Raw genomic sequence first — 23489 nt, 5'->3', positions numbered from 1 at the left:
GGCTTCATCTTATTTGAACGCTGGCTTCAGGACCGGGCCTACGATGCGGGCGGATCCCGGTCCTACAGTTCGTTCAACACGGAGAGCCCACCATGATTGAACTGATCAAGTCCTGCGACCGCGGCCATGCCGACCATGGCTGGCTGAAGTCCTTCCACAGCTTCTCGTTCGCCGAGTACTACGACCCGCGCCGCATGGGCTTCGGGCCGCTGCGCGTGATCAACGAAGACCGCATCGCCCCGGGCACCGGCTTCGGCACCCATGGCCATCGCGACATGGAAATCATCAGCTATGTGCTGGACGGCGAGCTGGCCCACAAGGACTCCATGGGCAATGGCCAGGCCGGTGGCGCCCATGCCGGCGTCATCAAGCCCGGCGACGTGCAGCGCATGAGCGCCGGCACCGGCGTGATGCACAGCGAGTTCAACAACGCCCGCGACAAGAGCACGCATTTCCTGCAGATCTGGATTCAGCCGAACCGCCGCGGCGTGGCGCCCAGCTACGAGCAGCGCCACTACAGCGAGGCCGACAAGCGCGGCCGCCTGGTGCTGGTCGCCTCGGGCGATGCAGTCGAGGGCGCCGTGGCCATCCATGCCGACGCGCGGCTCTATGCCGGCTTGTTCGACGGCGTGGAGACGGCCGAGCTGCCGATTCCGGCCGGCCGCCTGGCGTATGTCCACCTGGTGCGCGGCGAAGCGCTGGTGAACGGCCAGTCGCTCAAGGCCGGCGATGCCTTGCAGCTCAGCGAGCAAGCTTCGGTGCGGATCGAGCATGCCAAGCAGGCGGAGCTGCTGGTTTTTGATCTCGCGCCGTAAGTCGCGCATAGACTGCGGGCGATGGATCGCCTGCTCAGTCTCTTCACCACCTTGCCGGCCGCCGACTGGGCGGCCCTCCTGCTGTTTTTCTTCGGCTGGATAGGCTATGCCGTCCAGGCCAAGCGACTGTCGGAGTCGCACGGCTCGCTGCTGATGGCGACCAACCGCGAGCGGCGGCGCTGGATGCTGCAGGTCACCTACCGCGAGGTGCGGGTGATAGACGGCGTGGTGGTGCAGAGCCTGGCGACCAGCCCCTCGTTCTTCGCCTCGACCACCATCCTGATCATCGGCGGCCTGCTGGCCCTGCTGGGGGCCAGCGACAAGGCCTCGGAGCTGGTGCGTGAGCTGCCCTTTGCGGCGCGCACCTCGGCCCTGGTGTTCGACCTCAAGCTGGTGCTGCTGTGCGGCATCTTCGTCTATGCCTTCTTCCGCTTCACCTGGAGCATGCGCCAGTACACCTTCGGCGCACTGTTGGTGGCGGCGGCGCCGGACCATGAGCATTTCGCCAAGGCCGGCGAAGCCGCGCGCGAGGCCTTTGCCAATCGCGCCGGCCGCATCGTGGGCCTGGCCGCCGAGACCTTCAACGACGGACTGCGCGCCTACTACTTTGCCTTCGCCGCCGTGGCCTGGTTCTTCTCGCCCTGGACCTTCATGGCCGCCACGGCCGGCGTGATCACCATCCTGTACCTGCGCGAATTCCGTTCGGACGTGCTGGCGGTGTTGAAGGAAGAGACGCTCAACGAGCCCTGAGTTCCATGCCGAGGCTGGCGCACAGCTCGGCATGGGCCTGCCACTGGCGCAGGCGCAGCTGCATCAGCTCATGGTCGGTGGACAGGCGTGCATTGCGGGCCTGCAGCCAGTCCAGCCGGTTGATCAGGCCCAGCTCCAGCTTCAGCGCCGCGATCTTCTCGGCCTGGCGGGCTTCGTCCAGGCGCAGGCGCAGCGCGTCTTCCTGCTGCTGCAGGCGGCGGGTCTCGATCAGCCGGCCGTCGATCTCGACCAGGGCCTTGTGCAGCGTGTCGCGCAGGCCCAGGGCCGCTTGGTCCAGGCCGCTGCGCGAAAGCTCGCGCTGCAACTCCAGCCGCGGCCAGCTCACCAGGGGCACGATCAGGCTGGCGCTCAGCGTGGCCAGCGGACGGTCCAGCCAGTCCTTCCAGTCGCTGCTGCCGCTGGAGACATTGCCGACCAGGTTCAGGCTGGGATAGCGGGCGGTCTCGCTGAGCTTCAGTTGGACCAAGGCAGCATCGACGCTGAGCCGCGCGCGGCGCACGTCCAGACGCTGCTCCAGCACGGTGGCCGGGGCGCCCAGCGTCAGCGGCGCAGGAGCCGCGGCGGGTGGACCGGCGCGACGGGTCGAGTCTTCGCCGACCGGCATCTCGTCGAGCAGCAGGGCCAGTTGCTGGCGCTGCTGGACCAGGTCCAAGTCCAGGTCCGAACGGCGCAGCCGGGCCGATTGCACGGCGGCGGCGGCGCGGTCCACCTCGATGGGCAGCAGCTTGCCCTCGCGGACCCGCAGTCGGGTGATGGCCAGCGCCTCTTCGGCCTGGGCCAGGATCTCGTCCAGCAGCGGCTTCTGCGCCACCAGGTTGCCGAGCTGCCAATGGCGGGAGGCGACCTGGGCCAGCAGCAGCGCGCGGGCTGCCTGCAGGTCGGCCTGGCGCAGCTCGTTCTGCTGCTCGCGCAGCCGGTCGCCCATCGCGAGCCGGCCCCAGAGATCGACCTCGTAGCCCGCCATGGCATTGAAGCCGTGGCCTTTGGTCGTGCTGTCGTAGCCGCGATCGCCGCCGAGCTGCCGGCTCACGCTGCGTGAAGCGCTCAGGCTGAGGTCGGCGCTCAGGCGCTGGCCATCGACACGGGCCTGGGCCAGCGCATCGGCCATGCGCATGGCCGTCAATTGCAGGTCGCGGTTGCTCTGCAGGGCACGGGCCTGCAAGGCGGCCAGCTCGGCGTCCTCGACGCTGGCCATGGCTGCGGCATTGGTGAACGCCATGCTCCATTGCGCCGGCAGGGCCTGGCTGTCCTGCGGTGCCTGGCCGGGCTTGACCGGCAGGCCGCTGCAGCCGGCCAGCAGGCTGAGGGCGGCGGCCAGGGCCAGTCGATGGGGCTTGAAGAGGGAAGAGGGGCTCATGTTCATCATTCGCGGGCCAGCGCATCGACGGGGCTGAGGGCGGCGGCACGGCGCGCCGGCAGCGTGCCGAACACCAGACCCACCAGGCTGGAGATGCCGAACGCCAGGCACAGCGCCTGCCAGGACACTTGCACCACCACGTCCTTCTGTACTGCATTGATGCCTTGTGCTGCCAGCCAGCTCAGGCCCAGGCCGGCGAAGCCGCCAAGGCAGCACAGCAGCACGGCTTCGATCAGGAACTGCAGGCGCACGTCGCCCTGGCGGGCGCCGACCGCCATGCGGATGCCGATCTCGCGGGTGCGTTCGGACACCGAGACCAGCATGATGTTCATGACCCCCACGCCACCGACCAGCAGGGCGATGGCGCCGATGCCGGCGAACACCAGCGAGATCGCGCCAGTGACCTCCTGGAACTTGCGGAACTCGCCATCGAGGTTCATGGTGCGGAAGTCTTCCTGACCATGCAGGGCGCGCAGCCGGTGCGTCACCTGGCGAGTGACTTCATCGGGCGGCAGCTTGTTGTCCAGCAGCACGTCGAAGGAGGGCACGTCGGTGCTGTTGTCCAGCTTGCGCAGATAGGTACTGCGCGGCATCAGGACTCGATTGCCGTAGCCGTCGAAATCCATGCCCGCGTCCTCGGCGCGATCGAAGACGCCCACCACCGTCATGGGCATGGGAGCGACGGACAGCGGCTTGTTCGGATCGCTCATGCCGCGCGCCATGCCTGCGGAGGCCATGCTTTCCAGCAGCAGGGTCGTGCCCAGCACCGGCTGGCCGGGCTTGAACAGGGCCTTGCGGGTGTTCTGATCGATCAGCACCACCGGCGCCATCGTCTGCAGCTCGAGGCTGCTCAGCTGGCGGCCTTCCACCAGCCTGAGCTTGCGGTCGGCCAGGTCGCCCGGTTCGGCCGCGATGGCCCGGCCGTCGCTGTTCTTGGACCCGTGGCGAAGGCTGACCGAGGTCTCGCGCTTCACGACGATGCTCTTGACGCCGGGCAGCGTGGCCAGCACGTCGAGTTCCGACTGGCGAAAGGGCCGCGGCTGCACGCCGGGCAGCAGCTTGTGGTTGCCGGCGTAGACCGGAATCCGCCCCGACATGAAGCCGCGCAGGCCGGATTCGACCTTTTCGCGCGCCGCACTGGACAGGGCCACGATGGTCACGACCGAGGCAATGCCTATGCAGATGCCCAGCATGCTCAGCGCAGTGCGCAGGCGATTGCCCTTGAGCGAATGCCAGGCCGTGATCAGCGCCTCGCGCCATTGGCCGACACGCTGGCGCAGCCAGCCGGCACGGCCCAGGCTCGGTCCTTCGGGGTCGGGTCTTGCCGCGGCCCGATGCTCCGCAGGCGTGCCGCTGTCCCTGAGCAGCTTGCCGTCCTCCAGCTCGATCACCCGCCTGGCATGGGCCGCGACCTTGGGGTCGTGGGTGACCAGGATGATGGTGTGGCCGCGGCCGTGCAGCTCGGCCAGCAGGCCAAGCAGTTCGGCGCCGCTGTGCGAGTCGAGGGCGCCGGTGGGCTCGTCGGCCAGGATGATCTGGCCGCCGTTCATCAGCGAGCGCGCGATGGACACCCGCTGCTGCTGGCCGCCCGAGAGCTCGTTGGGCCGGTGGTGCAAACGGTCGCCCAGGCCCAGGCGCTGCAGCAGGGCCTCGGCCCGCTGGCGGCGGCTGGACAGCGGCGCGCCGGCATAGACGGCGGGCAGGGCGGCATTGGAGGTCGCGTCCAGATGCGGCAGCAGGTGGTAGCGCTGGAACACGAAGCCGAAATGCTCGCGGCGCAGCTGGGCCAGCTCATCCGGCTCCAATTCGCCGACATCGACGCCGTCGAGCCTGAAATGGCCGCCGGTGGGCTGGTCCAGGCAGCCCAGCAGGTTCATCAGCGTGCTCTTGCCCGAGCCCGAGGCGCCGATGATGGCGACGAACTCGCCGGCCTGGATGGACAGCGACAAGCCGTCCAGGGCAGGCACGTCGATGTCACCAATGCTGTAGTGACGCTGGACCTGGTCCAGCTCGATCAGAACGGTCACGTGAACCCGCTTCAATCGATGTTGAGGACGACGGCCGCGCCCGAGGCCGCGGACGGCGGCGCCAGCAGCAGCTTCTCGCCGAGCTTGAGGCCGTCCAGCACCTGGACCTTGCTGCCGTCCTGCAGGCCGACCTTGACCTTGCGGGGCTGCGGATTCTTGCCGGCCGCATCGACCACGTGGACCGTGTAGCGGCCTTCGGCATCACGCTCGCCCAGCGCGGCAATGGGCAGCGTGGGCACCTTGCTGACGCTGCCGGTCACGATCTCGACCTGTACCGTCATGTCGGAGAACAGCTTGCGGGCCTGGTTGTCCACCTCGAACAGCACGTTGTAGAACACCGCGTTGCCGACCCGCTCGGGGATGGGCTGGACCACGCGCACCTTGCCTTCGTAGCGCTTGGCCTCGCCGGCCAGCGTGGTGAAGCGGGCGGTCTGGCCGAGCTGGACCAGCTGGATGTCGGCCTCGGGCACGCGGGTGCGTACCGTCATCTGGTCCAGCTGGGCCAGGGTCAGCATCACCGGCGTGGTCTGTATGGCGATCACGGTCTGGCCTTCCTGCACCGGCAGGTTGACCACCATGCCGTCCATCGGGGCCGTGATGCTGGTGTAGCCCAGCGACAGCTTCTTCTTCTCCAGGTCGGCCTGCAACCGCGTCAGGCTGGCGGCCTGGCCGCGCAGGTCGGCTTCCATGCGGACCACGCTGTTGTCGGCCTGCTCGACCTCGATCGGCGTGGACGCATTGCCGGCCAGCAGCCGGTGCTGTCGTTCCGCCTCGCGGCGGGCCATGGCCAGGCCTATCTTGTTGCTTTCGAGCTGGGCTTCCTGCTGCTTGAGCAGGGCTTCGGCCTGGGCCACGTCATTGCGTGCCAGCTCGGGATCGATGCTGACCAGCAGGTCGCCCTTCTTGACGTTCTGGCCCAGCTGCACATGGATCTTGCGGACCTGGCCGCTGACCTGGGCACCGACATCGACCTTGGTCTGGGCCTGCAGCACGCCGGCGGCTTGCACCACCTGGATCACGTCGGCCACCGCGACGGCGCCGGTGGGCGGCGGCGGGGGCTCGACCGGCTTGCGCTTCCAGGCCCAGAAGCCCAGGCCGGCCAGCAGCAGGCCGGCAATGATCAGACGGCCACGCCAGCGCCGCAGCAGGCCCGGCTTGGCGCGCGCCTTGCCGTTCTTGTTCTCGTTGTTCAATGTTCTCTCCCTCGGCCGCCTGCAGTCAGGCGCAGGCAGCGGCGGCGCAATATAACCGGCCTAGCGAGGGGTGACTGCCGTCATGCCGTCCAGGAAATCCCGTACCGGTTTCAAGGTGGCGACCGGGTCTTCCTCATGGGGCACATGGCCCAGGGCGTCGAACATCACCAGGCGGCTGCCGGCGATGCGGCGCTCGAATTCGCGGGCCAGGACCGGCGGACTCAGGCGGTCACGGCCGCCCCAGAGGATCAGCGTGGGCTGCTTGATGTGCTCGAGCAGATCGGCGTAGCGGCCCGATTCGCGCTGGGCCATGCGCAGCGCCACGGCCTCGCGATTGCCTTCGCGCAGGGTCAGCTCGAAGTAGCGGTCGACCAGCGCCGGCGTCACCCTGGACGGCTCGCCGTACACGTCGCGCACGCTGTCCTCGACCAGCCTGCGCGGAAGCAGCTTGCTGGACAGCTGCCGGAAGCCGGGCAGGGCGGCCAGGCGGAAGGCCATCGGGATCGATTCGCCGGCGAAGGCCAGGCCGCCCGGATCGACCAGGACCAGGCCGGCCACGCGTTCCGGCCGCAGGGCAGCGAGCTGCCAGGCGATCTGGCCGCCGAGCGAATTGCCGACCAGCACGGCGCGCTTCACCGCCAGGCGGTCCATCAGGGCGAGCAGGGCCTGGCGGTGCCGCTCGTCGCGGTAGTCGCCGTCCGGCGTCGGTCCGGTCAGCCCCGAGCCGGGCAGGTCGTAGCTGATGACGCGGCGCGTCGTGGCAAGACCTGACACCCAGCCCTGCCAGGTGTGCAGGCTGGCCGAAGTGCCGTGCAGCAGGATCAGCGGCAGCGGGTCGTCGCGCGGACCCTGGTCGCGCAGGTGGATCAGCTGGGCGCCGGACGGCAGTTGCAACTCGATGAAGTCCGAGGGCGGTGGCGCCCAGTTGGCGATCAGGCTTTGCAGCGAGCGCTCGGGCGCGTAGAAGGCGGCGGCCAGGATGGACAGGGCCAGCAGCAGCAAGCCCAGCGCGCGCAGCAGAATGGCCTTCATCCTCGGTGCGCCTCGCTCGCCGGACGCTGCAGATCGGCCGGCGTGTGCAGGCCGGCGTCCAGGGCCTCGCGCTGGTCGAACACGAAGCAACTGCCGTGGTAGTGCTTGCCCTGGGCGTATTCGAAATAGCGCAGGATGCCGCCCTCGAGCTGGTAGATCGGGCCGTCCAGCCCCTGCTGTTCCAGCACCATGGCCGCCTTCTCGCAGCGGATGCCGCCGGTGCAGAAGCTGACCACGGTCTTGCCCATCAGCTCGTTCTTGTGCTCGGCCAGCGCGGCCGGGAATTCGGTGAACTTGTGGATGCGCCAGTCGATGGCGTTGTCGAAGGTCCCGTAGTCCACCTCGAAGGCATTTCGGGTGTCCAGCATCGCGATCGGCCGGCCCTGGTCGTCATGGCCCTGGTCCAGCCAGCGCGACAGGGTCTCAGGCGTGACGGCGGCGGGTCGGGGTGCGCGGTCGGGGCGAATCTGCGGCATGTTCATGCGGATGATCTCTCCCTTGACCTTGACCAGCAGCTTTTTGAAGGGCACGGCCTCGCTCCAGCTTTCCTTGGGATCGAGGTCGGCGAAGCGCGGGTCGCCCTTGAGCTGGGCCACCCAGCCGCGCACCGCCTCGGCCGTGCCGGCCAGGAACAGGTTGATGCCTTCCTCGGCCAGCAGCACCGTGCCCTTGAGGCCCAGGGCCTGGGCCCTTTCGAAGAGCTGCTCGCGCAGCTGTGCCGTGTCGGGCAGCTCGACGAACTTGTAGGAGGAAATGTTGAGAACTGGACCTTCTTGCATGCCGGCATTGTAAAAAGGGGCCGACCCGGCCCCGCTTCAGCGCGCCATCTTGTGCAGCATGCCGGTCACGGCGCGCTGCATCAGGCTGGTCTCGGCCACCTCGGTGGCCAGGCCCTCGGCGCGCAGCCGCTGCAGGGCACGGCGGGTCATCGAATGGCGGCCGCCCTTGAGCTGGCTGCTGAACATGAAGAAGCTGCCGTTGTCGCTGCGCCAGAGCAGGTGGGCGCTGGTCCAGTGGCCTTGCAGGAACAGCTTGCAGCGCGCGCCGGGCTGCAGGCGCTCGACCCAGGCATCGGCCACGACCAGCGGACCGGTCTCGTCGTCCAGCCCCATGTGGACCGTGGGCAGAGCGGCAATGCTGGTGTCGGCGCCCCAGTTGTCGGCATCGGTCTCGGGCGGCAGCAGCTCATGCTGGAGCTGGTCTTCGTTGAGTTCGTGGACCGGTTTGAGAGATGGCGTGGGCGGGGCAGGGCGGGCCTGCGGCTCCGGCTTGGCGGGCGCCGCCGGTGGGGGCGCTGGCGCCGTGGCCGGCGCGGCCAGGCGGGTGCGTTCACGGTGGATGGCCATCAGTTCGTCCATCACCGCATCGCGGTCGGCGGCCGGCAGCCTGACCAGGTCCATGCCCTGCTGCAGCAACTGGATCAGTGCGGGCAGGCGCTGGCGCAGGGCGGTCCGCGCCACATCGTCGCGGGTCGGCTCCAGCGAGGACAGCAGGTCTTCGACGCCTGCCATCAGACGCTGGGTCAGCGGTCCTTCGGCGCCCTGGTCGAGCATCGCCTGCGTGAGGGCCTCGCTCCAGGCACCCAGCAGGAACTCGAAAAGCACCGGCCCCAGGTAGCGTGACAGCTGCGCCTGCTCCAGCACCTGCTGGCGCATCAGCGGCAGCAGTTCGTCGTGCCTTTCCTGCTTGCTCAGCGCCAGCCGCGCGAACACCGAGGCCTCGAGTTCGTCCTCCTGCTCGCGGTGGATGAAGGCCCGCACCTCGCCCAGGGCGCTGCCGAAGGCCGTGCTGCTGGCGTTCTCGCCCAGCCGCGCGACCAGGGCTTCGACGAAGGCCAGAAACTCCAGGCCGCGCGGGTCGCTGGCCAGCGGATGGTCGCCGGCATGGGAAGCGATCTGGTTGATCAGGGCCCAGGTCGGATGCTGGTCGGACCCCAGCACGGCCGGGTCGCTGACGGCCAGCTGCAACACGCTCGTCTGCAGATTGCAGATCGCCTGCTTGTACGGTGGGTCGAGATCGGGGTCGGCCTGGATCTGCTGGAACAGCTGGCTTAGCAGCTCGGCGGTCTGGTCCTGGTCGCTGTGCGCGGCCGGTTCTGGGGCGCTGGCATGGACCCGTTCGCGCAGGTCGAGCAGGGCGCCGGCGCGGCTGACGTCCAGGGCCTCGATCACGCGCTCGTCGGTCGCAATGGACGCGAAGCCCGAGGGCTCCAGGCCCCAGCCGCGCAGTCGCTGGCTGGCCTGGTGGGCCAGATCCCGCAGCGCCTCGGCCAAGGCCGAGCCAGCGGCGTTGAGGCAATGGCTGCGGGCCGGCTTGCCCAGCTCCAGCGCCTGAACCGATTCGCAAAGCGCCTTGGCAAAGGCCGCCGTGTCGAGCCGGCCATCGCCCGGCAGCTTGCTGCAAAGCGCGCCCAGTTCGCGCAGCTCCCATTCGGCGCGAGCGTCGATCTGCTGGATGACGCGCGAGATTTCTATGGCCTGGTCGGCCTGGTCTTCATCGACCAGGGTGAGCTGGTCGATGTCCTCCAGCACCGGCCGCTGCTGCAGCGTGGGCGTCGGCAGGGGACGCACCGCGGTACGCAGGCCGCGTTGTAGCGGGCCTTCGATCAGCGCGGCCTTGCTGCGCCAGCTGTTGAGCGCCTGGCGCGCCGCGTCGTCGGCCTGCTTCTGGTAGGTCTCCCTCAGGCGCTGTTCCGTGGCATCGAGCAACTGCTGGCCCAGCTCCGGGATCCGGGCTTCCAGCGCTTGAAGGTGACGTTCCAGCATGTCCATGAATCCCTACCTGACTGCTTGACTTGCGGATCCGGGGCCAGCGACCACCTTAGCTCAGGGCAGTCGTCGTGTGGGGGGCAAAGCGCTGCACAAATCCACACGTTCGGGGCTGTGTACGAACCAGCCGCTGCGATGGCGGCGTGAATCCAGCCAGCGGCGGAAGGTGTCGGTCTCGGTGCGCAGCACCTGGATCTTGGGCCGCTCGGCTTCGGGCACGTCGGCCAGCAGGCGCACCTGCTTGATGGGCGAGCGCTCCTCGGCCTTGACGTAGAAGCCCAGCTGGCCGGTGCCGCGCGGCAGGGCCGAGAGGCGCTCCATGCCGGACACCACGCGGCCGACCGTGGTGATGTTCAGATCCAGTGCCCGCGGCGCATGGCCGATCACGGTGTAGAGGCCGCTGCCGTCGCTGGAGTCGGGTTCGTTGCCGCGGGCGGCGCCGACCATGCTGTAGCAGTGGGTCAGCCAGGCGCGGCCGGCCTTGGGGTCGGCACCCACCGGCCAGCCGTTGACGAAGCCGGCCTGCGGGGCCCAGCCGTCTTCCTCGGGCAGCCTGGTGAAGTTCAGGCCCTTGAGCGCGCGGTCGAACTCGACCGGCGCCTTGGTCAGGCCGGCCGGCTTGGGCTTGGCCTTGCTGTCGTCTTCCTCGGCATCGCCCCATTGGGTCACGTAGTTGTCCTGGACCCGGATGATGGCCAGGCCGTCGAAATAGCCGGCCCGGGTCAGCGCCTCGATGTTGGCGGCATGCCGGGGGGCGAAGTCGCTGGCCAGCTCGATCACGACCTGGCCGCTGGCCACCTCCATCAGCAGCGTGTGTTCGGGCGGCAGGTCGCGCCAGTCGCCGGCGGTTGCCGCGGCCAGAACTTCGGCGCTGCTGGGCATGGGGGGCTTGGCGGCCGAAGCTGCAGCGGCGGCTGGCTTGGCGGCCTTGGCCGGCGCCTTGGCGGTGGCCGCCGGCTTGGTGGCGGTCTTCTTCTTGGTGGTTGCGGCCAGGGCCGGCTGGGTCAGGGACAGGGCCAGCAGCAGGGCCGCGGCCAGGGGGAGCAGGGGCTTGTGGGTCATCGAGGATCGGTGAATCGGGCAGGTGTTCAGGGTCGGCGGGCAGCATAGCGCGGCGGCGGCCTCCGGCGACGCGGAATCCGGGTAGATGCCTAGTCGCATGGAGGAGGGCTTGGGTCCTGTCAAGACTGACCCGCTCCCTACAATCCGGCATGCCCTTTGTTCATTTACGCACCCATACCGAGTTTTCCGTCGTCGACGGCACGCTGAGAGTCGACGATGCCGCCGCGGCGGCCGCCAAGGACGGGCAGGTGGCGCTGGCCATCAGCGACCTGGCCAACCTGTTCGGCGGCATCAAGTTCTACAACGCCTGCCGCAAGAAGGGCGTCAAGCCGATCCTGGGCGCCGACTGCTGGCTGGAGCCCGAGGGCTCGGACAAGGCTCCCACCCGGCTGCTGCTGCTGGTGCAGAACAAGCAGGGCTATCTGAACCTCAGCGAGCTGCTGTCGCGCGCCTGGATCCAGAACGTGATCCGCAACCAGGCCTGCCTGAAGCTGGAATGGCTGGAAGAGCTGGGCGAGGGCCTGATCTGCCTGTCCGGCGCCCAGCATGGCGCCTTGGGCCAGGCCCTGGCCATGGGCGACAAGGCCAAGGCCCGAGATATTGCGAAGCGCCTGGCCGGCATCTTCCCGAACCGCTTCTACATCGAGCTGCAGCGCGCCGGCCTGAGCGGCCAGGAAAGCCTGGTCACGGCCTCGGTGCCGCTAGCGGCTGAGCTGGGCCTGCCCGTGGTGGCCACCCATCCGATCCAGTTCCTGGGTGAAGACGACTTCGAGGCCCATGAGGCACGCGTCTGCGTGGCCGACGGCGAGACCCTGGCCAACCCCAAGCGCATCAAGCGCTTCAACACCGGCCAGTTCTTCCGCTCGCAGGCGGACATGGAAAAGCTGTTCGCCGACATCCCCTCGGCGATTGCCAACACGGTGGAGATCGCCAGGCGCTGCAGTCTTTCGCTGGTGCTGGGCAAGCCGCAGCTGCCCGACTTCCCGACGCCCATCCTGGCCGACGGTTCTCGCATGCCCATGGACGAGTACTTCCGCCAGCTCTCGTTCGAGGGCCTGGAGTTCCGCCTGCAGCAGCTGTTCCCCGATGAAGCCAAGCGCGAGGCCGAGCGGCCGCGCTACGTGGAGCGCCTGGAGTTCGAGCTGGCCACCATCATCAAGATGGGCTTCCCGGGCTACTTCCTGATCGTGGGCGACTTCATCAAGTGGGCCAAGGAAAACGGCTGCCCGGTCGGCCCGGGCCGGGGCTCGGGTGCCGGCTCGCTGGTCGCCTATGTGCTCTTGATCACCGACCTGGATCCGCTGCAGTACAACCTGCTGTTCGAGCGCTTCCTGAATCCGGAGCGGGTGTCCATGCCCGACTTTGACATCGACTTCTGCCAGGGCAACCGCGACCGCGTCATCGAGTACGTCAAGGACAAGTACGGCCGCCCGGCCGTCAGCCAGATCGCCACCTTCGGCACCATGGCGGCCAAGGGCGCGCTGCGCGACATCGGTCGCGTGCTGGGCATGGGCTTCGGCCATGTGGATTCCATCGCCAAGCTGGTGCCGGCGCCGCCGGGCAAGACCGTGACGCTGGCCAAGCTGCCGCCGGACTTCGACCCGGCCAAGGCCAAGATGGTCTATGCGCGGCATGAGTCGCCCGAGATCGAAGAGCGCGAGCAGCAGGACGAGGAAGTGGCCGGCCTGCTCGAGATGGCGGCCCGCGTGGAGGGCACGGTGCGCTCCATCGGCATGCACGCCGGCGGTGTGCTGATCGCGCCGGGCAAGATCACCGACTTCTGCCCGCAGTACCAGCAGCCCGGCTCGACCTCGGCCGTGAGCCAGTACGACAAGGACGACGTCGAAGCCATCGGCCTGGTGAAGTTCGACTTCCTGGGCCTGGCCACCTTGACCATCCTGGAGCTGGCCAAGGAATTCATCGTCGCCCGCCATCCGGCGCAGAAGGACTTCGCCTTCGAGAAGATTCCGCTGGACGACCGCAAGACCTACAAGCTGTTCTCCGACGGCCTGACCGAGTCGGTGTTCCAGTTTGAATCCAGCGGCATGCAGAAGATGCTGAAGGATGCCAAGCCCTCGCGCCTGGAAGACCTGATCGCGCTGAACGCCCTGTACCGGCCGGGCCCCATGGACCTGATCCCGACCTTCGTCGCGCGCAAGCATGGCAAGGAGGTGGTCGAGTATCCGCACCCCTTGACCGAGCCGGTGCTGGCCGAGACCTACGGCATCATGGTCTACCAGGAGCAGGTGATGCAGACCGCCCAGGTGCTGGGCGGCTACAGCCTGGGCGGCGCCGACATGCTGCGCCGGGCCATGGGCAAGAAGAAGGCCGAAGAGATGGCCATGCACCGCGACCTGTTCCGCAAGGGCGCGGCCGAGAAGGGCATCGACGAAGCCAAGGCCGACGAAGTCTTCGACCTGATGGAGAAGTTCGCGGGCTACGGCTTCAACAAGTCGCATGCCGCCGCCTATTCGCTGCTGGCCTATCACACGGGCTGGCTGAAGGTGCATTTCTCGGCAGAGTTCTTCGCCGCGAACATGACCATCGAATCGGACAACACCGACAAGCTCAAGGTGTTGGTGAACGATGCCAAGCTGTTCGGCATCGAGTTCGAGCCGCCCAACGTCAACCTGGGCGTGGGCCGCTTCGAACCGCTGAGCGACAAGCGGATCAACTACAGCCTCGGCGCGATCAAGGGCACGGGCCAGGGCGCGATCGAGGCCATCGTGGCAGCCCGGACCGAAGGCGGGCCGTTCAAGAGCTTCTTCGACTTCTGCGCCCGCGTGGACCGCAAGTCGGTCAACAAGCGCGTGGTCGAGGCGCTGATCAAGGCCGGTGCCTTCGATGCCATCGAGCCCGAACGTTCGCGCCTGCTGGCCAGCGTGGCCCTGGGCTACACCTATGCCGAGAACCTGACGGCCAATGCCGACCAGGGCGGGCTGTTCGATTTCGACGACACCCATGGGTCCTCGGTGGCCGAACCACCCTTGGTCGAGGCCAAGCCGTGGAGCATCAAGGAGCGGCTCTCGCTGGAGAAGACCGCCATCGGCTACTACCTGAGCGGCCATCTGTTCGACCAGAGCGGCACCGAGGTGCGCCGCATGGTCAAGCGCCTGATCGTGGACCTGCAGGACAGCCGCGAGCCGGTGATGGTGGCCGGCATCGTCGGCGACCTGCGCATCATCAACGGCACTCGCGGCCGGGTGGCCATCTTCAAGCTGGACGACAAGAGCGATGCGATCGAGGCCGTCGCCAACGAGGAGCTGATCAACGCCAACAAGGAGCTGCTCAGCGAAGACGAGCTCCTGATCGTGCAGGGCAAGGTGCAGAACGACCGCTTCTCCGGCGGCCTACGCCTGACCATCACCGCGATCTGGGACCTGGCCGCGGCACGGGCGAAGTTCGGCAAGTTCCTGCGGCTGCCGGCCGGCGACAAGCTGCCGCCGCTGGACGAGGTGCTCAAGAGCTGGCCGGCCCGCAGCCAGGAGACCGAGCAGGGCCGCAGCCAGCAGGGCTTGCTGCTGCGCCTGCCCATTCGCCGTCCCGGCGCCGTGGCCGAGCTGGACCTGGGCGAGGCTGCGCGCTTCTGGCCCTGCGACGAAGCCCTGGCACGGCTGGGTGAAGCCCAAATCGTCTACGAGTAAGGCGTTGCAGGCACGACGCAAGCGGGCCTGCCCGGCTCCCGGCCGGCGAGGTTCTGGGCGATGATGTTCGCGTCATGATTGAGAGCAGCCCAGCGACCGTCGAACGCCCCTGTACCGGCCTGGTGCTGACCGGTGGCGGCGCGCGGGCGGCCTACCAGGTTGGCGTGCTGCAGGCCCTGGCCCAGCTGCGCCGCGACTCGGGCGTCATCGCCGGCAATCCCTTTCCCATCATCACCGGCACCTCGGCCGGGGCGATCAATGCGGCCACGCTGGCCTGCCAGGCGGACGATTTCGATGCGGCAGTCGACGGCCTGGTCTACATCTGGCAGAACATCCATGTCGACCAGGTCTACCGGGCCGATTCCTTCGGTGTGATCCGCACCGGCGCGCGCTGGATCACGATGATGAGCCTGGGCTGGGCCCTGGCGCGCTGGAAGCGCAGCCGGCCCAAGAGCCTGCTGGACAACGAACCGCTGGGCCAGCTGCTGAAGCGCTGGGTGCGGTTGGAGCGGCTGGACGAGATGCTGGAAGCCGGCCACATGAACGCGCTGGCCATCAGCGGCTCCAGCTACAGCTCGGGCCAGCATGTCACCTTCTTCCAGACGCTCAAGGAAATCGCGCCCTGGCTGCGTTCGCAACGCATCGCGGTGCGCACCCGGCTGAGCATCGAGCACCTGCTGGCCTCGTCGGCCATCCCCTTCATCTTCCCGGCCCAGCAGCTGGACCTGGAAGGCCAGCCCGAATGGTTCGGCGACGGCTCGATGCGCCAGAGCGCGCCGATCTCGCCGGCCATCCACCTGGGCGCCGAGCGCATCCTGGTGATAGGTGCGGGTCGCATGCATGAACCGCCGGGCCGCCGCGTGCAGGTCGCCGAGGCCCACCCCAGCATGGCCCAGATCGCCGGCCATGCGCTGTCCAACATCTTCCTGGATGCGCTGGCGGTCGACATCGAGCGCATGCAACGGATCAACAACACGCTCTCCCTGCTGCCGGCCGAGGCGCGCGCCAACACGGCGCTGAAGCCGGTGGAGGTGATGGTGATCGCGCCCAGCCGCCGCATCGACGATCTGGCCGGCAAGCACCATGGCGAGCTGCCGCAGACCATGCGGACCCTGCTGCGCAGCGTGGGCGTATCGGGCGAGGGCACGGCCGCCCATGGCTCGGCGCTGACCAGCTATCTGCTGTTCGAGCCGGGCTTCACCGAGGAGCTGATCACGCTGGGCTTCACCGACACGCTGGCCCGGCGCAGCGAGGTCCAGGCCTTCTTCGGCTGGACCGGCGAACCGCCGCCCTTCGATCCGCGCCAGCAGCGCAAGCGCACGGCCGGCTTTGCCCAGGCAAGGGCGGCGGAAGTCGAGAGCGGCCGCTAGTTCGGCTGGAAGGCCTGGCCTCTCACGCGCAGGCCCTGGGCCGACAGTCGCGCTGCCTGCTTCTCGCCCAGGCCACCCACACGCTTGCGCAGGTCGGCCCAGCTTTCAAAGGCCTTGCGCTGGCGCTGCCTGAGGATGCGTTCGGCCAAGGCCGGCCCCACGCCTTCCAGCGATTCGAGCTGGGCCTGGCTGGCCTGGTTGACTTCGAGCAGCGAGGGCTCGGCCCGCGCGACCGCTGCCAGCAGGCCCAGGAGCGCAAGGCGGCGTCGCATGGCCTTGCTCAGTCGTGCTGGGCCCGCACCATGGCCGCATAGGCGCCGTCGCGCGTCAGCAGCTCGGCATGCGAACCGGACTCCAGCAGCCGGCCCTGCGATAGCACATGGATGCAGTCGGCCGCGCGCACGGTGGACAGCCGGTGGGCGATCAGGATCAGGGTTTTCTTGCCCTGCCATTGCTCCAGCGCCTGCTGGACCGCGCGCTCGCTCTCGGTGTCCAGGGCCGAGGTGGCCTCGTCGAACACCCAGATCGGCGCTTCCTTGTAGAGCGCGCGGGCGATGGCGATGCGCTGGCGCTGGCCGCCGCTGAGCTTGCTGCCATTGGCACCGATCGGCGTCTCCATGCCCTGGGGAAGTGTCTGGACGAAGTCCCACAGGTGGGCGGCGCGCAGCGCCTGTTCCAGCCGGGCCGCATCGCGCGGCTGGGCATAGGCCACGTTGTCGGCCACCGAAGCGTCGAACAGCACGATGTCCTGCGAGACCACGGCGAACTGGCGGCGCAGGGCCGCATGCCTCAGGTCCTGGATGTCGAGGCCGTCCAGCAGGATGCGTCCGCCATCGGGCCGACCGAAGCCCAGCAGCAGGTGGATGACCGAGCTCTTGCCGGCGCCCGAAGCACCGACCAGGGCCGTGGTCTGGCCGGCCCTGATGGTCAGGCTGAGGCCGTCCAGCGCCGGCTTTTCGGCCGCGGGGTATTGCAGCTTCACGTCCTGCAGCTCCAGCTCGCCCCTGGCCAGGGCCAGGTCTTGCGTGCCCAGGTCGGGCTCGGCCGGCGTGTCCAGCAGGGTGAAGCAGCCGCGCGCCGTGATCAGGGCATTGGTGATCGGCTGGGCCAGGTCGCTGAGGTGGCGCAGCCGCGAGGTCATCAGGAGCAGGGCGGTGACGAAGGCGGCGAATTCGCCGACGCCGGTCTGGGTCTGGCGCGCCTGCAGCAGGGCCAGGCTGACGATGACCGAGAGGCCTATGCTGGCGATCAGCTGCGACATCGGCTGGGTCAGCGCATTGGTGGCCGAGACCTTGAGGGCGCTGCGCTGCACCTTGAGCGCGATCTCGGCGAAGCGCTGGCGCTCGTAGTCGCCGGCGTCGAAGCTGCGCACCACGCGCCAGGCGCGGGTGATGTCGTCCACCTTGTTGACCAGCTCCAGCTGGGCGTCGTAGTTGCGGGCGCCGATCTGCTGGACGCGGCGATTGACCTTCTTGACGACGAAGGCCATCAGCGGCGTGGTGATCATCGAGAGCAGGGTCAGCTGCCAGTTCAGGTAGAGCAGATAGCCCAGCATGGCGACGGCCGGCAGGCCGTCGCGCAGGATGGAGACCACGGTGCCCGAGAGCAGGGTCAGGATCTGCTGCGGGTCGTTGACCACCTTGGTCACGGCCGTGCCCGGCTGAAGGCTGGTGTAGGCGCTGGCGTCGGCCTTGAGCAGGGCGTCGAGCAGAGCGCGGCGCATGTCCATGACCGAGCGGGTCAGGGTCTGGTTCAGCATGTACTGGCCCAGGAAACCGAACAGGCCGCGCAGCGCGAACAGGCCTATCAGCACCACCGGCACCCACCAGATCGCGAAGGCCTGGGAGCTGAAGCCTTCGCCGAAGGCCGTCTTGATCAGCTGCGGGATCAGGGGTTCGGTGCAGGCCGCGGCGATGTAGGCCAGGATGGTCCAGACCAGGCCCGTGCGATGCGGCTTGACGAAACGCAGGACGCGGCGGGCGGTCGAGCGCAAGTCGGGTGTTGCTGGGACGTTGTCGGCGGCGGTCATGGGGCGCGATTGTCGCCGAGCCTTCGCCCCGGCCTCTTAAACTGCCGGCCATGGCTGAACAGGACTGGAGCCCGCATCGACGGGTGATGCACTTCGTCACCGGCGGCTTCTCCGGCGCGACCCAGGTCGCCGTGGACCTGGCCACGGCCGACAGCCAACGCCTGCAGAGTGTGCTGGTGCTTCGCCGCAAGGACACGACCGACCAGGCGCGTGTCGACGCGCTGCGGGAGCGCGGGCTTGAAGTCGAGGTCCTGCCCGGCTGGTCGCACCTGGCCACGATCTGGGCCTTGTACCGGCTGTGCAAGCGCTGGCGGCCCGACGTGCTGGTCGCCCATGGTTTTCCGGAACACATCCTGGGTCGCTGGGCCGGCTGGCTGGCCGGTGTGCCGGCCCTGGTGCAGATCGAGCACAACTCCCGCGAGCGCTACAGCGCCTGGAAGCTCTGGCAGGCGCGCTGGCTGAGCCGCCGCAGTGCCCGGCTGGTCGGCGTGTCCGAGGGCGTGCGTCAGAGCCTGGTCGAGCTGGGCATGCCCGAGGCGCTGACGATGGCGATCCCGAACGGCATCGACCTGGGTCGCTTCGCGGCCGCTGAGTCGCGGCCCTACGAACAGCGCGAGCCGGGCATCGTGATGTCGGCCCGCTTCGCCCGCCAGAAAGACCAGGAGACCCTGATCCATGCGCTGGCCCTGCTGCGCAAGCGCGGTCTGGCGCCCAAGCTCTACCTGGCCGGCGCCGGCAAGGCCAATCTGCGCAAGCGCGCCGAGGAGCTGGTGCGCGAACTCGGCCTGGGCTCCCAGGTCTGGTTCCTGGGACACCACCCGAACCTGCCCGAGCTCTTGATGAGCCAGCAGCTCTTCGTGCTGTCCACCCATTGGGAAGGCATGCCCCTGGCACTGGTCGAGGGCATGGCGGCCGGCTGTGCCTGCGTGGCCTCCAACGTGCCTGGCGTCGAAGGTGTGTTTGAGCATGGACGCAGCGGCCTGCTGGTGCCCGAGCGCAACGAGAACGCGCTGGCCGATGCGCTGGAGCGGCTGCTGCTGGAGCCTGGCTATGCGGCCGGCCTGGCCTCGGAGGCGCGACTCCATGCCCTGCGCCACCACGGCCACGAGCTGATGATGCGGCGCTACGAGATGCTGCTGCTGACGGTCTGAGCCCCCTGGGCTCCGCTCAGGTCGATGCTTCCAGCCACCGGCGCAAGGGGCGGCCCAGGCCGTACTTGAACTGCTCCCAGCGGGTGCGCGCATGGCGGCGCTCGAAGATGCGCTGGAACCATTCGCTGCCGAGCAGGTCGGGCTGGCGCTGCTGGATCAGGGCGATGCAGGCCTCTTTCATCGCCGCGGCTTCCTGACCTGCGGTACGGCCGTTGCGGTAGACCTTCTGGCCGCTGGTGACCGGACGGCGGTGGCTTGCCATCACCGCATCCACCATGGCGCAGCGCTTGAGCCCGGTCAGCTGCTGCAGCGTGGGCATCAGGTACTTGTCTATGCCCCAGGACGAGACGTTGCCGCGGTACTGCTCGCGTCCGGCCATGAAGAGGCTGCCGCGGTAGAAGGGCATCATCACCTCGACCCAGTCCACCTCGCGGAACATCAGGCTGGGCTGGCGCAGGGTCCAGCGGTGGGAATAGACACTGTCGTGGCTCAGTGTGGGCGAAAAGACGTCGAGGTTCTCGCAGCGGGCCAGGTGAAGCACGCGGTTGATGTCACTGACCGAGCTCAGGATGTCGTCGTCGATCAGGGCAACGTAGTCGGGCACTTCGCTGTTGGCGGCCAGGTGCTCGGCCAGCGCCTGGTAGATCTGGCCCTTGCATTCGGTGGCGCCGGCCAGCACCAGGCATTGCTGGCCGCGCAGGACGCGCGGCCCGGGTGCCTGCCGGCCGGAGTAGTCGAACAGTATCCATTCGAACTCGGGCGCGGCATCCAGATGGAGCATGGACCAGGGCTCGCTCTGGCCGTCCCAGGACACCAGCACCAGGGAACGCGTGCGGACCCAGCTCATCTCGTGTTCCAGCGATTGAGGACCGAATAGGCCGCCTTGTGGCGGAACTTGCGCCAGCGTGCGGCCAGGCCACCCTTGGGCTTGTCGCCAATGCTGCTTTCAAAGCTGGTCTCGTCCAGCTCGATGGCGGCCGGCTCCACGCCCTGGATGCGCAGCCCGTTCTCCCAGAAATGACGCAGATCCACGTCGATGGGACGCCCGAACGGCAGTCGCGACGTCAGCAGCTTCTCGGCCCCGCTGCGGCTGATCACGTAGCCGGCGGTGAGGCTGGGGATGCGGGCGTAGTCCACCAGTTCGTAACCGCCGGTGAGCGGATGCTGGCCGCGCAGCTTCTCGGCCTTGCCCGTGGCCGGCCGGCCCAGCAGCTTGACCATGTCCCAGCCGGCGGGCAGGGTGGCGATGGCCTCGACCACGCGGGCGAACTCGGGCTTGAGTCGGACATCGTCTTCCAGCACCACCAGGGCCGGGTGGCTTGAATCCAGCAGCCATTGCCAGGCGCGCAGATGGCTGGCGTAGCAACCTTTCTCGCCATTGACGAGGGGCTTGTGAAAGACGCGTTCGTTCAGCGCTGATGAGTAATAACTCGCTTGTTCGCTGTCCGACAGCGCGGTCCAGAGCGTGGCCGGGAACCGCTCGCCGGCGATGTCCAGGCGCTTTAGCTCGGCCTCGAGCCGCGCACGCCGTTCGGCATCGCGGTCGAGATTGATGAACAGCAGCGGCATCATTCAATGCCCGCCCGGCCGCCCGAAGGGCATTGAGCGCCCCCTCGGGGGGAGGCGACCGTAGGGAGACTGGGGGTCACGTTTATCACTCGTGCCAGTGCTCGGCGATCCAGGGAGCCGGGCGCACGAAGCGCCAGTTGTTGTTGCGCCGGCCGACCAGCGCATCGGGCGGGTTCACCACGCCGTGGAAGATCAGGATGCGGGCGCCGACCGGAATGCGGGGCCGCTTCCAGAAGTTGGTCGGGAAGGTCGGGATGCAGTGGTACTTGTAGCTGGCGCACCAGGCCGGGTCCCAGTAGCGCAGACGACCCTGCTTGTGCACCTCGTCCGAGAGGTAGGCCTGCTCGTTGCGGAACTGCTGGCGGATCTGCTCATGCTGGGCGCGGAACTTGGCCAGGATGTCCGAATGGGCGCCGAGCTCGAAGCGGTAGACCGAGGAGTTGCCGGTGATGCGCCAGGGGCGCTTCCAGTCGTGAATGATCAGGAACTCGCCGGGCGCATGGAAGAAGGGCGTGATGTCGTCGACGATGACCACGTCCAGGTCCAGGAACAGGGCCGTGCCCTTGAGGCCGTGCAGGTCCTTCTCGAAGGTGGTCAGCTTGGTCCAGCCACGCTCGGGGATCCCCGGGGGCAGGGCCAGGTCGGGGATGGGCAGGCATTCGACTTCGGCGCGAATGCCTTCGGTGCGGTCGGTCAGGCAGACGAAGCGGAATTCGCCGCGCAGGTGGCGGCGCACCATGGCATAGAGCCGGTTGACGTATTCCGGGCCGTACTTCGTGCCCCACTTCATGCAAAGGATGACGCGGGGCGGAATCACGACGGCCGGAGCTTCTTGCGGATGGGTGCTTGTCGTCGTCATCAGAGTTCCTCGACGTGGCGAGGCGGGTAGGAATCCCAGGTCAGGCAACCCGGGCATTGCCAGAAGTAGTGCTGGGCCTCGAAGCCGCAGGCAGCGCAGCGGTAGCGCTGCAGCGGCCGGCTGGCGCGTTCCAGCGCGGTGCGGACCAGGGGCTGCTCGGTCTCGACTTGCAGAGGGCCCCGCTCCAGCAAGAGCTTGGCCGCCGACAGCATGGGCTGTTCGCGTAGATGGTGCAGCAGGCGCTCGCGCTGGCGGGCCGGGTCGCTGTCCAGCAGGCCTATGGCCAGCAGCAGGTGCAGGCCAGGTGCGCGTTGGTAGCGGGCGTGCAGCAGGTCCAGGGCCTTGGCCTGCAACTCCGCGCTGCCACTGGCGCGGGCCGCCTCGGCATAGTCCTTGGCGACCAGGTTGAAGGCCTCGGGATTGGACGCGAGCAGCTCGGCGAACGCCGCCATGGCTTGCTCGGCCTGGCCGCGGCGGACCAGCATCTGCCCGGCCAGCACATGGGCCCGTGCGGCTTGGGGCGCCAGCTTGCGTGCTTCGGCAAGCAGCTTCTGCGCCTCGTCGTCCTGCTGGCGGGCCTGTGCTTCTAGCGCCAGTTCGCAGAGGAAATGGGCAATGCGCGAGGCGAACGAGCCTGTGCCCATCTGCTCCAGGTGACGGGCCACGTCGGCAGCCTTACGCCACTCGCGCGAGCGCTCGTACAGCGACAGCAGGGCCAGCTCGGCCTCGGTCTCAAAGCGGGTGCCGGCCAGGGCGCGGAAAGCTTCTTCAGCGCGGTCGAACAGGCCGGCCTTGAGGAAGTCCTGGGCCAGCGCATGTTGGGCTCTGGCGCGCTCCTGCGCCGGCAGATCGCCGCGCTGCAGCAGGTGCTGGTGCACACGCACGGCCCGCTCGTATTCGCCACGGCGGCGGAAGAGGTTGCCCAGGGCGAAGTGCAGTTCGGAGGTGTCGGGGTCCAGCTGGACTGCTTCTATGAAGGCGTCGATGGCCTTGTCCTGCTGTTCGTTCAGCAGCAGGTTCAGGCCCTTGAAATAGGCCTTGGGCGCATCGCGCTGCTCGCGGCGCAGCTGGCGCATGTCCAGGCGCGAGGCCAGCCAGCCCAGCGCAAAGGCCACGGGCATGGCGATCAGCAGCCAGCGCAGGTCAAAGTCCATCGCGGGGCAGGGGGTTGTTGTTCAGCGGGTCGCCGGGCGGCAGGGTCTCGGGGGGCAGGTCTTGACGCTGGCGTGCCAGGCGTCGATGGCGCCACCAGGCCGGCACCATGGACAGCACGCCCAGCGCGCAGCCAATGCCGAAGACCAGCAGCACGACAATCACCAGCGGCGCGCGCCACTCGTGGCCGAAGAACCAATGCACGGCCACCTCCTGCTGGTTGTTCAGCGCGAAGGCGAAGAGGGCAAAGAAGAGGAAGGCCCGCAGGAGCCAGGTGATGAGGCGCAACATCAGGCGGCGATTCTAGGCGCGCGCGATGGGTGCAAGCCTCAGTCTTCGCTCTTGAGTGGCTGGGCGTCCACGGCTTCGCGCAGGGCCTTGCCCGGCTTGAAGTGGGGCACCAGCTTTTCGGGGATCAGCACCTGCTCGCCGCTGCGCGGATTGCGGCCCATGCGGGGCGGGCGGCGGTTGACCTGGAAGCTGCCGAAGCCGCGGATCTCGATGCGGTGGCCGCGAGACAGCGCGTCGGACATGGCGTCCAGGATGGTCTTGACGGCGAACTCGGTGTCGCGCTGCGTCAGCTGGGGAAAGCGTTCGGCCAGGAGGGCAGCGAGGTCGGATCGGGTCATGGTGTTCTTGGAGACGGTGGCAAAAAAATCAGGCTCGCCCCCCGGTTGGAGTGGCGAGCCT

20 protein-coding genes are annotated in these 23489 nt (G+C 68.3%); 5 read left to right on the top strand and 15 right to left on the bottom strand.

Translation table 11 applies throughout. The annotated features are described in order from the left end of the window. Positions 1-92: 92 nt before the first annotated feature. Both QT382_RS05725 and QT382_RS05720 read left to right on the top strand, forming a co-directional pair. Positions 93-815 carry a pirin family protein gene (locus QT382_RS05725; RefSeq protein WP_289253075.1) on the top strand — a complete coding sequence of 241 codons (723 nt, stop codon included), beginning with the start codon at positions 93-95 and terminating at the stop codon, positions 813-815. Positions 816-836: 21 nt separating this feature from the next. Continuing rightward, complete coding sequence (locus QT382_RS05720; protein ID WP_289253074.1) at positions 837-1565, top strand: DUF599 domain-containing protein; 729 nt, start codon at positions 837-839, stop codon at positions 1563-1565. Here QT382_RS05720 and QT382_RS05715 read toward each other — a convergent pair. From QT382_RS05715 to QT382_RS05685, 7 genes are read right to left on the bottom strand one after another with little or no spacing between them, the layout of a single operon-like run. Then, positions 1552-2943, bottom strand: a complete 1392-nt coding sequence (locus tag QT382_RS05715) for a TolC family protein (RefSeq protein WP_289253073.1) — start codon at positions 2941-2943, stop codon at positions 1552-1554. The two genes, QT382_RS05720 and QT382_RS05715, sit on opposite strands and share 14 nt — an antisense overlap. Positions 2944-2948: 5 nt before the next feature. After that, complete coding sequence (locus QT382_RS05710; RefSeq protein ID WP_289253072.1) at positions 2949-4970, bottom strand: ATP-binding cassette domain-containing protein; 2022 nt, start codon at positions 4968-4970, stop codon at positions 2949-2951. Positions 4971-4981: 11 nt separating this feature from the next. Continuing rightward, positions 4982-6163 (bottom strand): efflux RND transporter periplasmic adaptor subunit, encoded by a 1182-nt coding sequence (locus QT382_RS05705; RefSeq protein WP_289253071.1) that lies wholly within the window; start codon positions 6161-6163, stop codon positions 4982-4984. A 60-nt stretch (positions 6164-6223) separates the two neighbouring features. Continuing rightward, positions 6224-7195 (bottom strand): alpha/beta fold hydrolase, encoded by a 972-nt coding sequence (locus tag QT382_RS05700; RefSeq protein WP_289253070.1) that lies wholly within the window; start codon positions 7193-7195, stop codon positions 6224-6226. Further along, complete coding sequence (locus QT382_RS05695) at positions 7192-7974, bottom strand: sulfurtransferase (RefSeq protein WP_289253069.1); 783 nt, start codon at positions 7972-7974, stop codon at positions 7192-7194. Before QT382_RS05695 ends, QT382_RS05700 begins: the two co-directional genes overlap by 4 nt. Positions 7975-8010: 36 nt before the next feature. Then, positions 8011-9960, bottom strand: coding sequence for a DUF1631 family protein (locus QT382_RS05690; RefSeq protein WP_289253068.1), 1950 nt, complete (start codon positions 9958-9960; stop codon positions 8011-8013). Between the two features lie 60 nt (positions 9961-10020). Beyond that, a complete protein-coding gene (locus QT382_RS05685) occupies positions 10021-11025 on the bottom strand; it encodes a peptidylprolyl isomerase (RefSeq protein WP_289253067.1) in 1005 nt (334 codons plus the stop codon). 149 nt (positions 11026-11174) lie between these two features. On the opposite strand from QT382_RS05685, the gene dnaE reads away from it, so the two are divergent. Together dnaE and QT382_RS05675 are read left to right on the top strand one after the other, a co-directional pair. Then, positions 11175-14669, top strand: coding sequence for a DNA polymerase III subunit alpha (dnaE, locus tag QT382_RS05680; protein WP_289253066.1), 3495 nt, complete (start codon positions 11175-11177; stop codon positions 14667-14669). A 74-nt stretch (positions 14670-14743) separates the two neighbouring features. Beyond that, the gene (locus tag QT382_RS05675; RefSeq protein WP_289253065.1) at positions 14744-16039 is read left to right on the top strand and encodes a patatin-like phospholipase family protein; all 1296 of its coding nucleotides are present in this window, start codon (positions 14744-14746) and stop codon (positions 16037-16039) included. Here QT382_RS05675 and QT382_RS05670 read toward each other — a convergent pair. Next, on the bottom strand, positions 16036-16311 hold the full coding sequence (locus QT382_RS05670) for a ComEA family DNA-binding protein (RefSeq protein WP_289253064.1): 276 nt from the start codon (positions 16309-16311) through the stop codon (positions 16036-16038). The two genes, QT382_RS05675 and QT382_RS05670, sit on opposite strands and share 4 nt — an antisense overlap. 8 nt (positions 16312-16319) lie before the next feature. Further along, positions 16320-18068 carry a lipid A export permease/ATP-binding protein MsbA gene (msbA, locus tag QT382_RS05665; RefSeq protein WP_289253063.1) on the bottom strand — a complete coding sequence of 583 codons (1749 nt, stop codon included), beginning with the start codon at positions 18066-18068 and terminating at the stop codon, positions 16320-16322. Between the two features lie 50 nt (positions 18069-18118). Between msbA and QT382_RS05660 the strand changes: the two genes are divergently transcribed. Next, the gene (locus QT382_RS05660; RefSeq protein ID WP_289253062.1) at positions 18119-19219 is read left to right on the top strand and encodes a glycosyltransferase; all 1101 of its coding nucleotides are present in this window, start codon (positions 18119-18121) and stop codon (positions 19217-19219) included. Positions 19220-19235: 16 nt separating this feature from the next. Here the strand turns inward: QT382_RS05660 and QT382_RS05655 are convergent, their stop codons facing one another. The 6 genes from QT382_RS05655 to QT382_RS05630 all read right to left on the bottom strand — a co-directional run bounded on the left by QT382_RS05655 (position 19236) and on the right by QT382_RS05630 (position 23428). Further along, complete coding sequence (locus tag QT382_RS05655) at positions 19236-20066, bottom strand: hypothetical protein (RefSeq protein ID WP_289253061.1); 831 nt, start codon at positions 20064-20066, stop codon at positions 19236-19238. Continuing rightward, positions 20063-20791 carry a glycosyltransferase family 25 protein gene (locus tag QT382_RS05650; RefSeq protein WP_289253060.1) on the bottom strand — a complete coding sequence of 243 codons (729 nt, stop codon included), beginning with the start codon at positions 20789-20791 and terminating at the stop codon, positions 20063-20065. Before QT382_RS05650 ends, QT382_RS05655 begins: the two co-directional genes overlap by 4 nt. Positions 20792-20873: 82 nt before the next feature. Continuing rightward, positions 20874-21647, bottom strand: a complete 774-nt coding sequence (locus QT382_RS05645) for a glycosyltransferase (protein WP_289253059.1) — start codon at positions 21645-21647, stop codon at positions 20874-20876. Beyond that, positions 21647-22801 carry a lipopolysaccharide assembly protein LapB gene (gene lapB, locus QT382_RS05640; protein ID WP_289253058.1) on the bottom strand — a complete coding sequence of 385 codons (1155 nt, stop codon included), beginning with the start codon at positions 22799-22801 and terminating at the stop codon, positions 21647-21649. The genes QT382_RS05645 and lapB overlap by 1 nt, the downstream gene beginning before the upstream one ends. Continuing rightward, positions 22791-23087, bottom strand: a complete 297-nt coding sequence (locus tag QT382_RS05635) for a LapA family protein (RefSeq protein WP_289254697.1) — start codon at positions 23085-23087, stop codon at positions 22791-22793. Before QT382_RS05635 ends, lapB begins: the two co-directional genes overlap by 11 nt. A 41-nt stretch (positions 23088-23128) precedes the next feature. Continuing rightward, entirely contained in the window at positions 23129-23428 is a 300-nt protein-coding gene (locus tag QT382_RS05630) for an integration host factor subunit beta (protein WP_289253057.1), read from the bottom strand. Between the last annotated feature and the right edge of the window lie 61 nt (positions 23429-23489).

Source organism: Pelomonas sp. SE-A7, from assembly GCF_030345705.1.
Taxonomy (GTDB): domain Bacteria; phylum Pseudomonadota; class Gammaproteobacteria; order Burkholderiales; family Burkholderiaceae_C; genus JAUASW01.
The sequence above is the reverse complement of the archived record's forward strand: the minus strand, read 5'-3'. Positions and strand labels throughout refer to the sequence as shown.

What these genes read in the sequence shown, in the direction of transcription:
- dnaE (WP_289253066.1), top strand. Translation starts at nt 11,175, where the DNA reads ATGCCCTTTGTTCATTTACGCACCCATACCGAGTTTTCCGTCGTCGAC.
- msbA (WP_289253063.1), bottom strand. Translation starts at nt 18,068, where the DNA reads ATGACCGCCGCCGACAACGTCCCAGCAACACCCGACTTGCGCTCGACC.
- QT382_RS05630 (WP_289253057.1), bottom strand. Translation starts at nt 23,428, where the DNA reads ATGACCCGATCCGACCTCGCTGCCCTCCTGGCCGAACGCTTTCCCCAG.
- QT382_RS05650 (WP_289253060.1), bottom strand. Translation starts at nt 20,791, where the DNA reads ATGATGCCGCTGCTGTTCATCAATCTCGACCGCGATGCCGAACGGCGT.
- lapB (WP_289253058.1), bottom strand. Translation starts at nt 22,801, where the DNA reads ATGGACTTTGACCTGCGCTGGCTGCTGATCGCCATGCCCGTGGCCTTT.
- QT382_RS05720 (WP_289253074.1), top strand. Translation starts at nt 837, where the DNA reads ATGGATCGCCTGCTCAGTCTCTTCACCACCTTGCCGGCCGCCGACTGG.
- QT382_RS05660 (WP_289253062.1), top strand. Translation starts at nt 18,119, where the DNA reads ATGGCTGAACAGGACTGGAGCCCGCATCGACGGGTGATGCACTTCGTC.
- QT382_RS05655 (WP_289253061.1), bottom strand. Translation starts at nt 20,066, where the DNA reads ATGAGCTGGGTCCGCACGCGTTCCCTGGTGCTGGTGTCCTGGGACGGC.
- QT382_RS05695 (WP_289253069.1), bottom strand. Translation starts at nt 7,974, where the DNA reads ATGCAAGAAGGTCCAGTTCTCAACATTTCCTCCTACAAGTTCGTCGAG.
- QT382_RS05685 (WP_289253067.1), bottom strand. Translation starts at nt 11,025, where the DNA reads ATGACCCACAAGCCCCTGCTCCCCCTGGCCGCGGCCCTGCTGCTGGCC.
- QT382_RS05690 (WP_289253068.1), bottom strand. Translation starts at nt 9,960, where the DNA reads ATGCTGGAACGTCACCTTCAAGCGCTGGAAGCCCGGATCCCGGAGCTG.
- QT382_RS05700 (WP_289253070.1), bottom strand. Translation starts at nt 7,195, where the DNA reads ATGAAGGCCATTCTGCTGCGCGCGCTGGGCTTGCTGCTGCTGGCCCTG.
- QT382_RS05725 (WP_289253075.1), top strand. Translation starts at nt 93, where the DNA reads ATGATTGAACTGATCAAGTCCTGCGACCGCGGCCATGCCGACCATGGC.
- QT382_RS05715 (WP_289253073.1), bottom strand. Translation starts at nt 2,943, where the DNA reads ATGAGCCCCTCTTCCCTCTTCAAGCCCCATCGACTGGCCCTGGCCGCC.
- QT382_RS05645 (WP_289253059.1), bottom strand. Translation starts at nt 21,647, where the DNA reads ATGACGACGACAAGCACCCATCCGCAAGAAGCTCCGGCCGTCGTGATT.
- QT382_RS05675 (WP_289253065.1), top strand. Translation starts at nt 14,744, where the DNA reads ATGATTGAGAGCAGCCCAGCGACCGTCGAACGCCCCTGTACCGGCCTG.
- QT382_RS05670 (WP_289253064.1), bottom strand. Translation starts at nt 16,311, where the DNA reads ATGCGACGCCGCCTTGCGCTCCTGGGCCTGCTGGCAGCGGTCGCGCGG.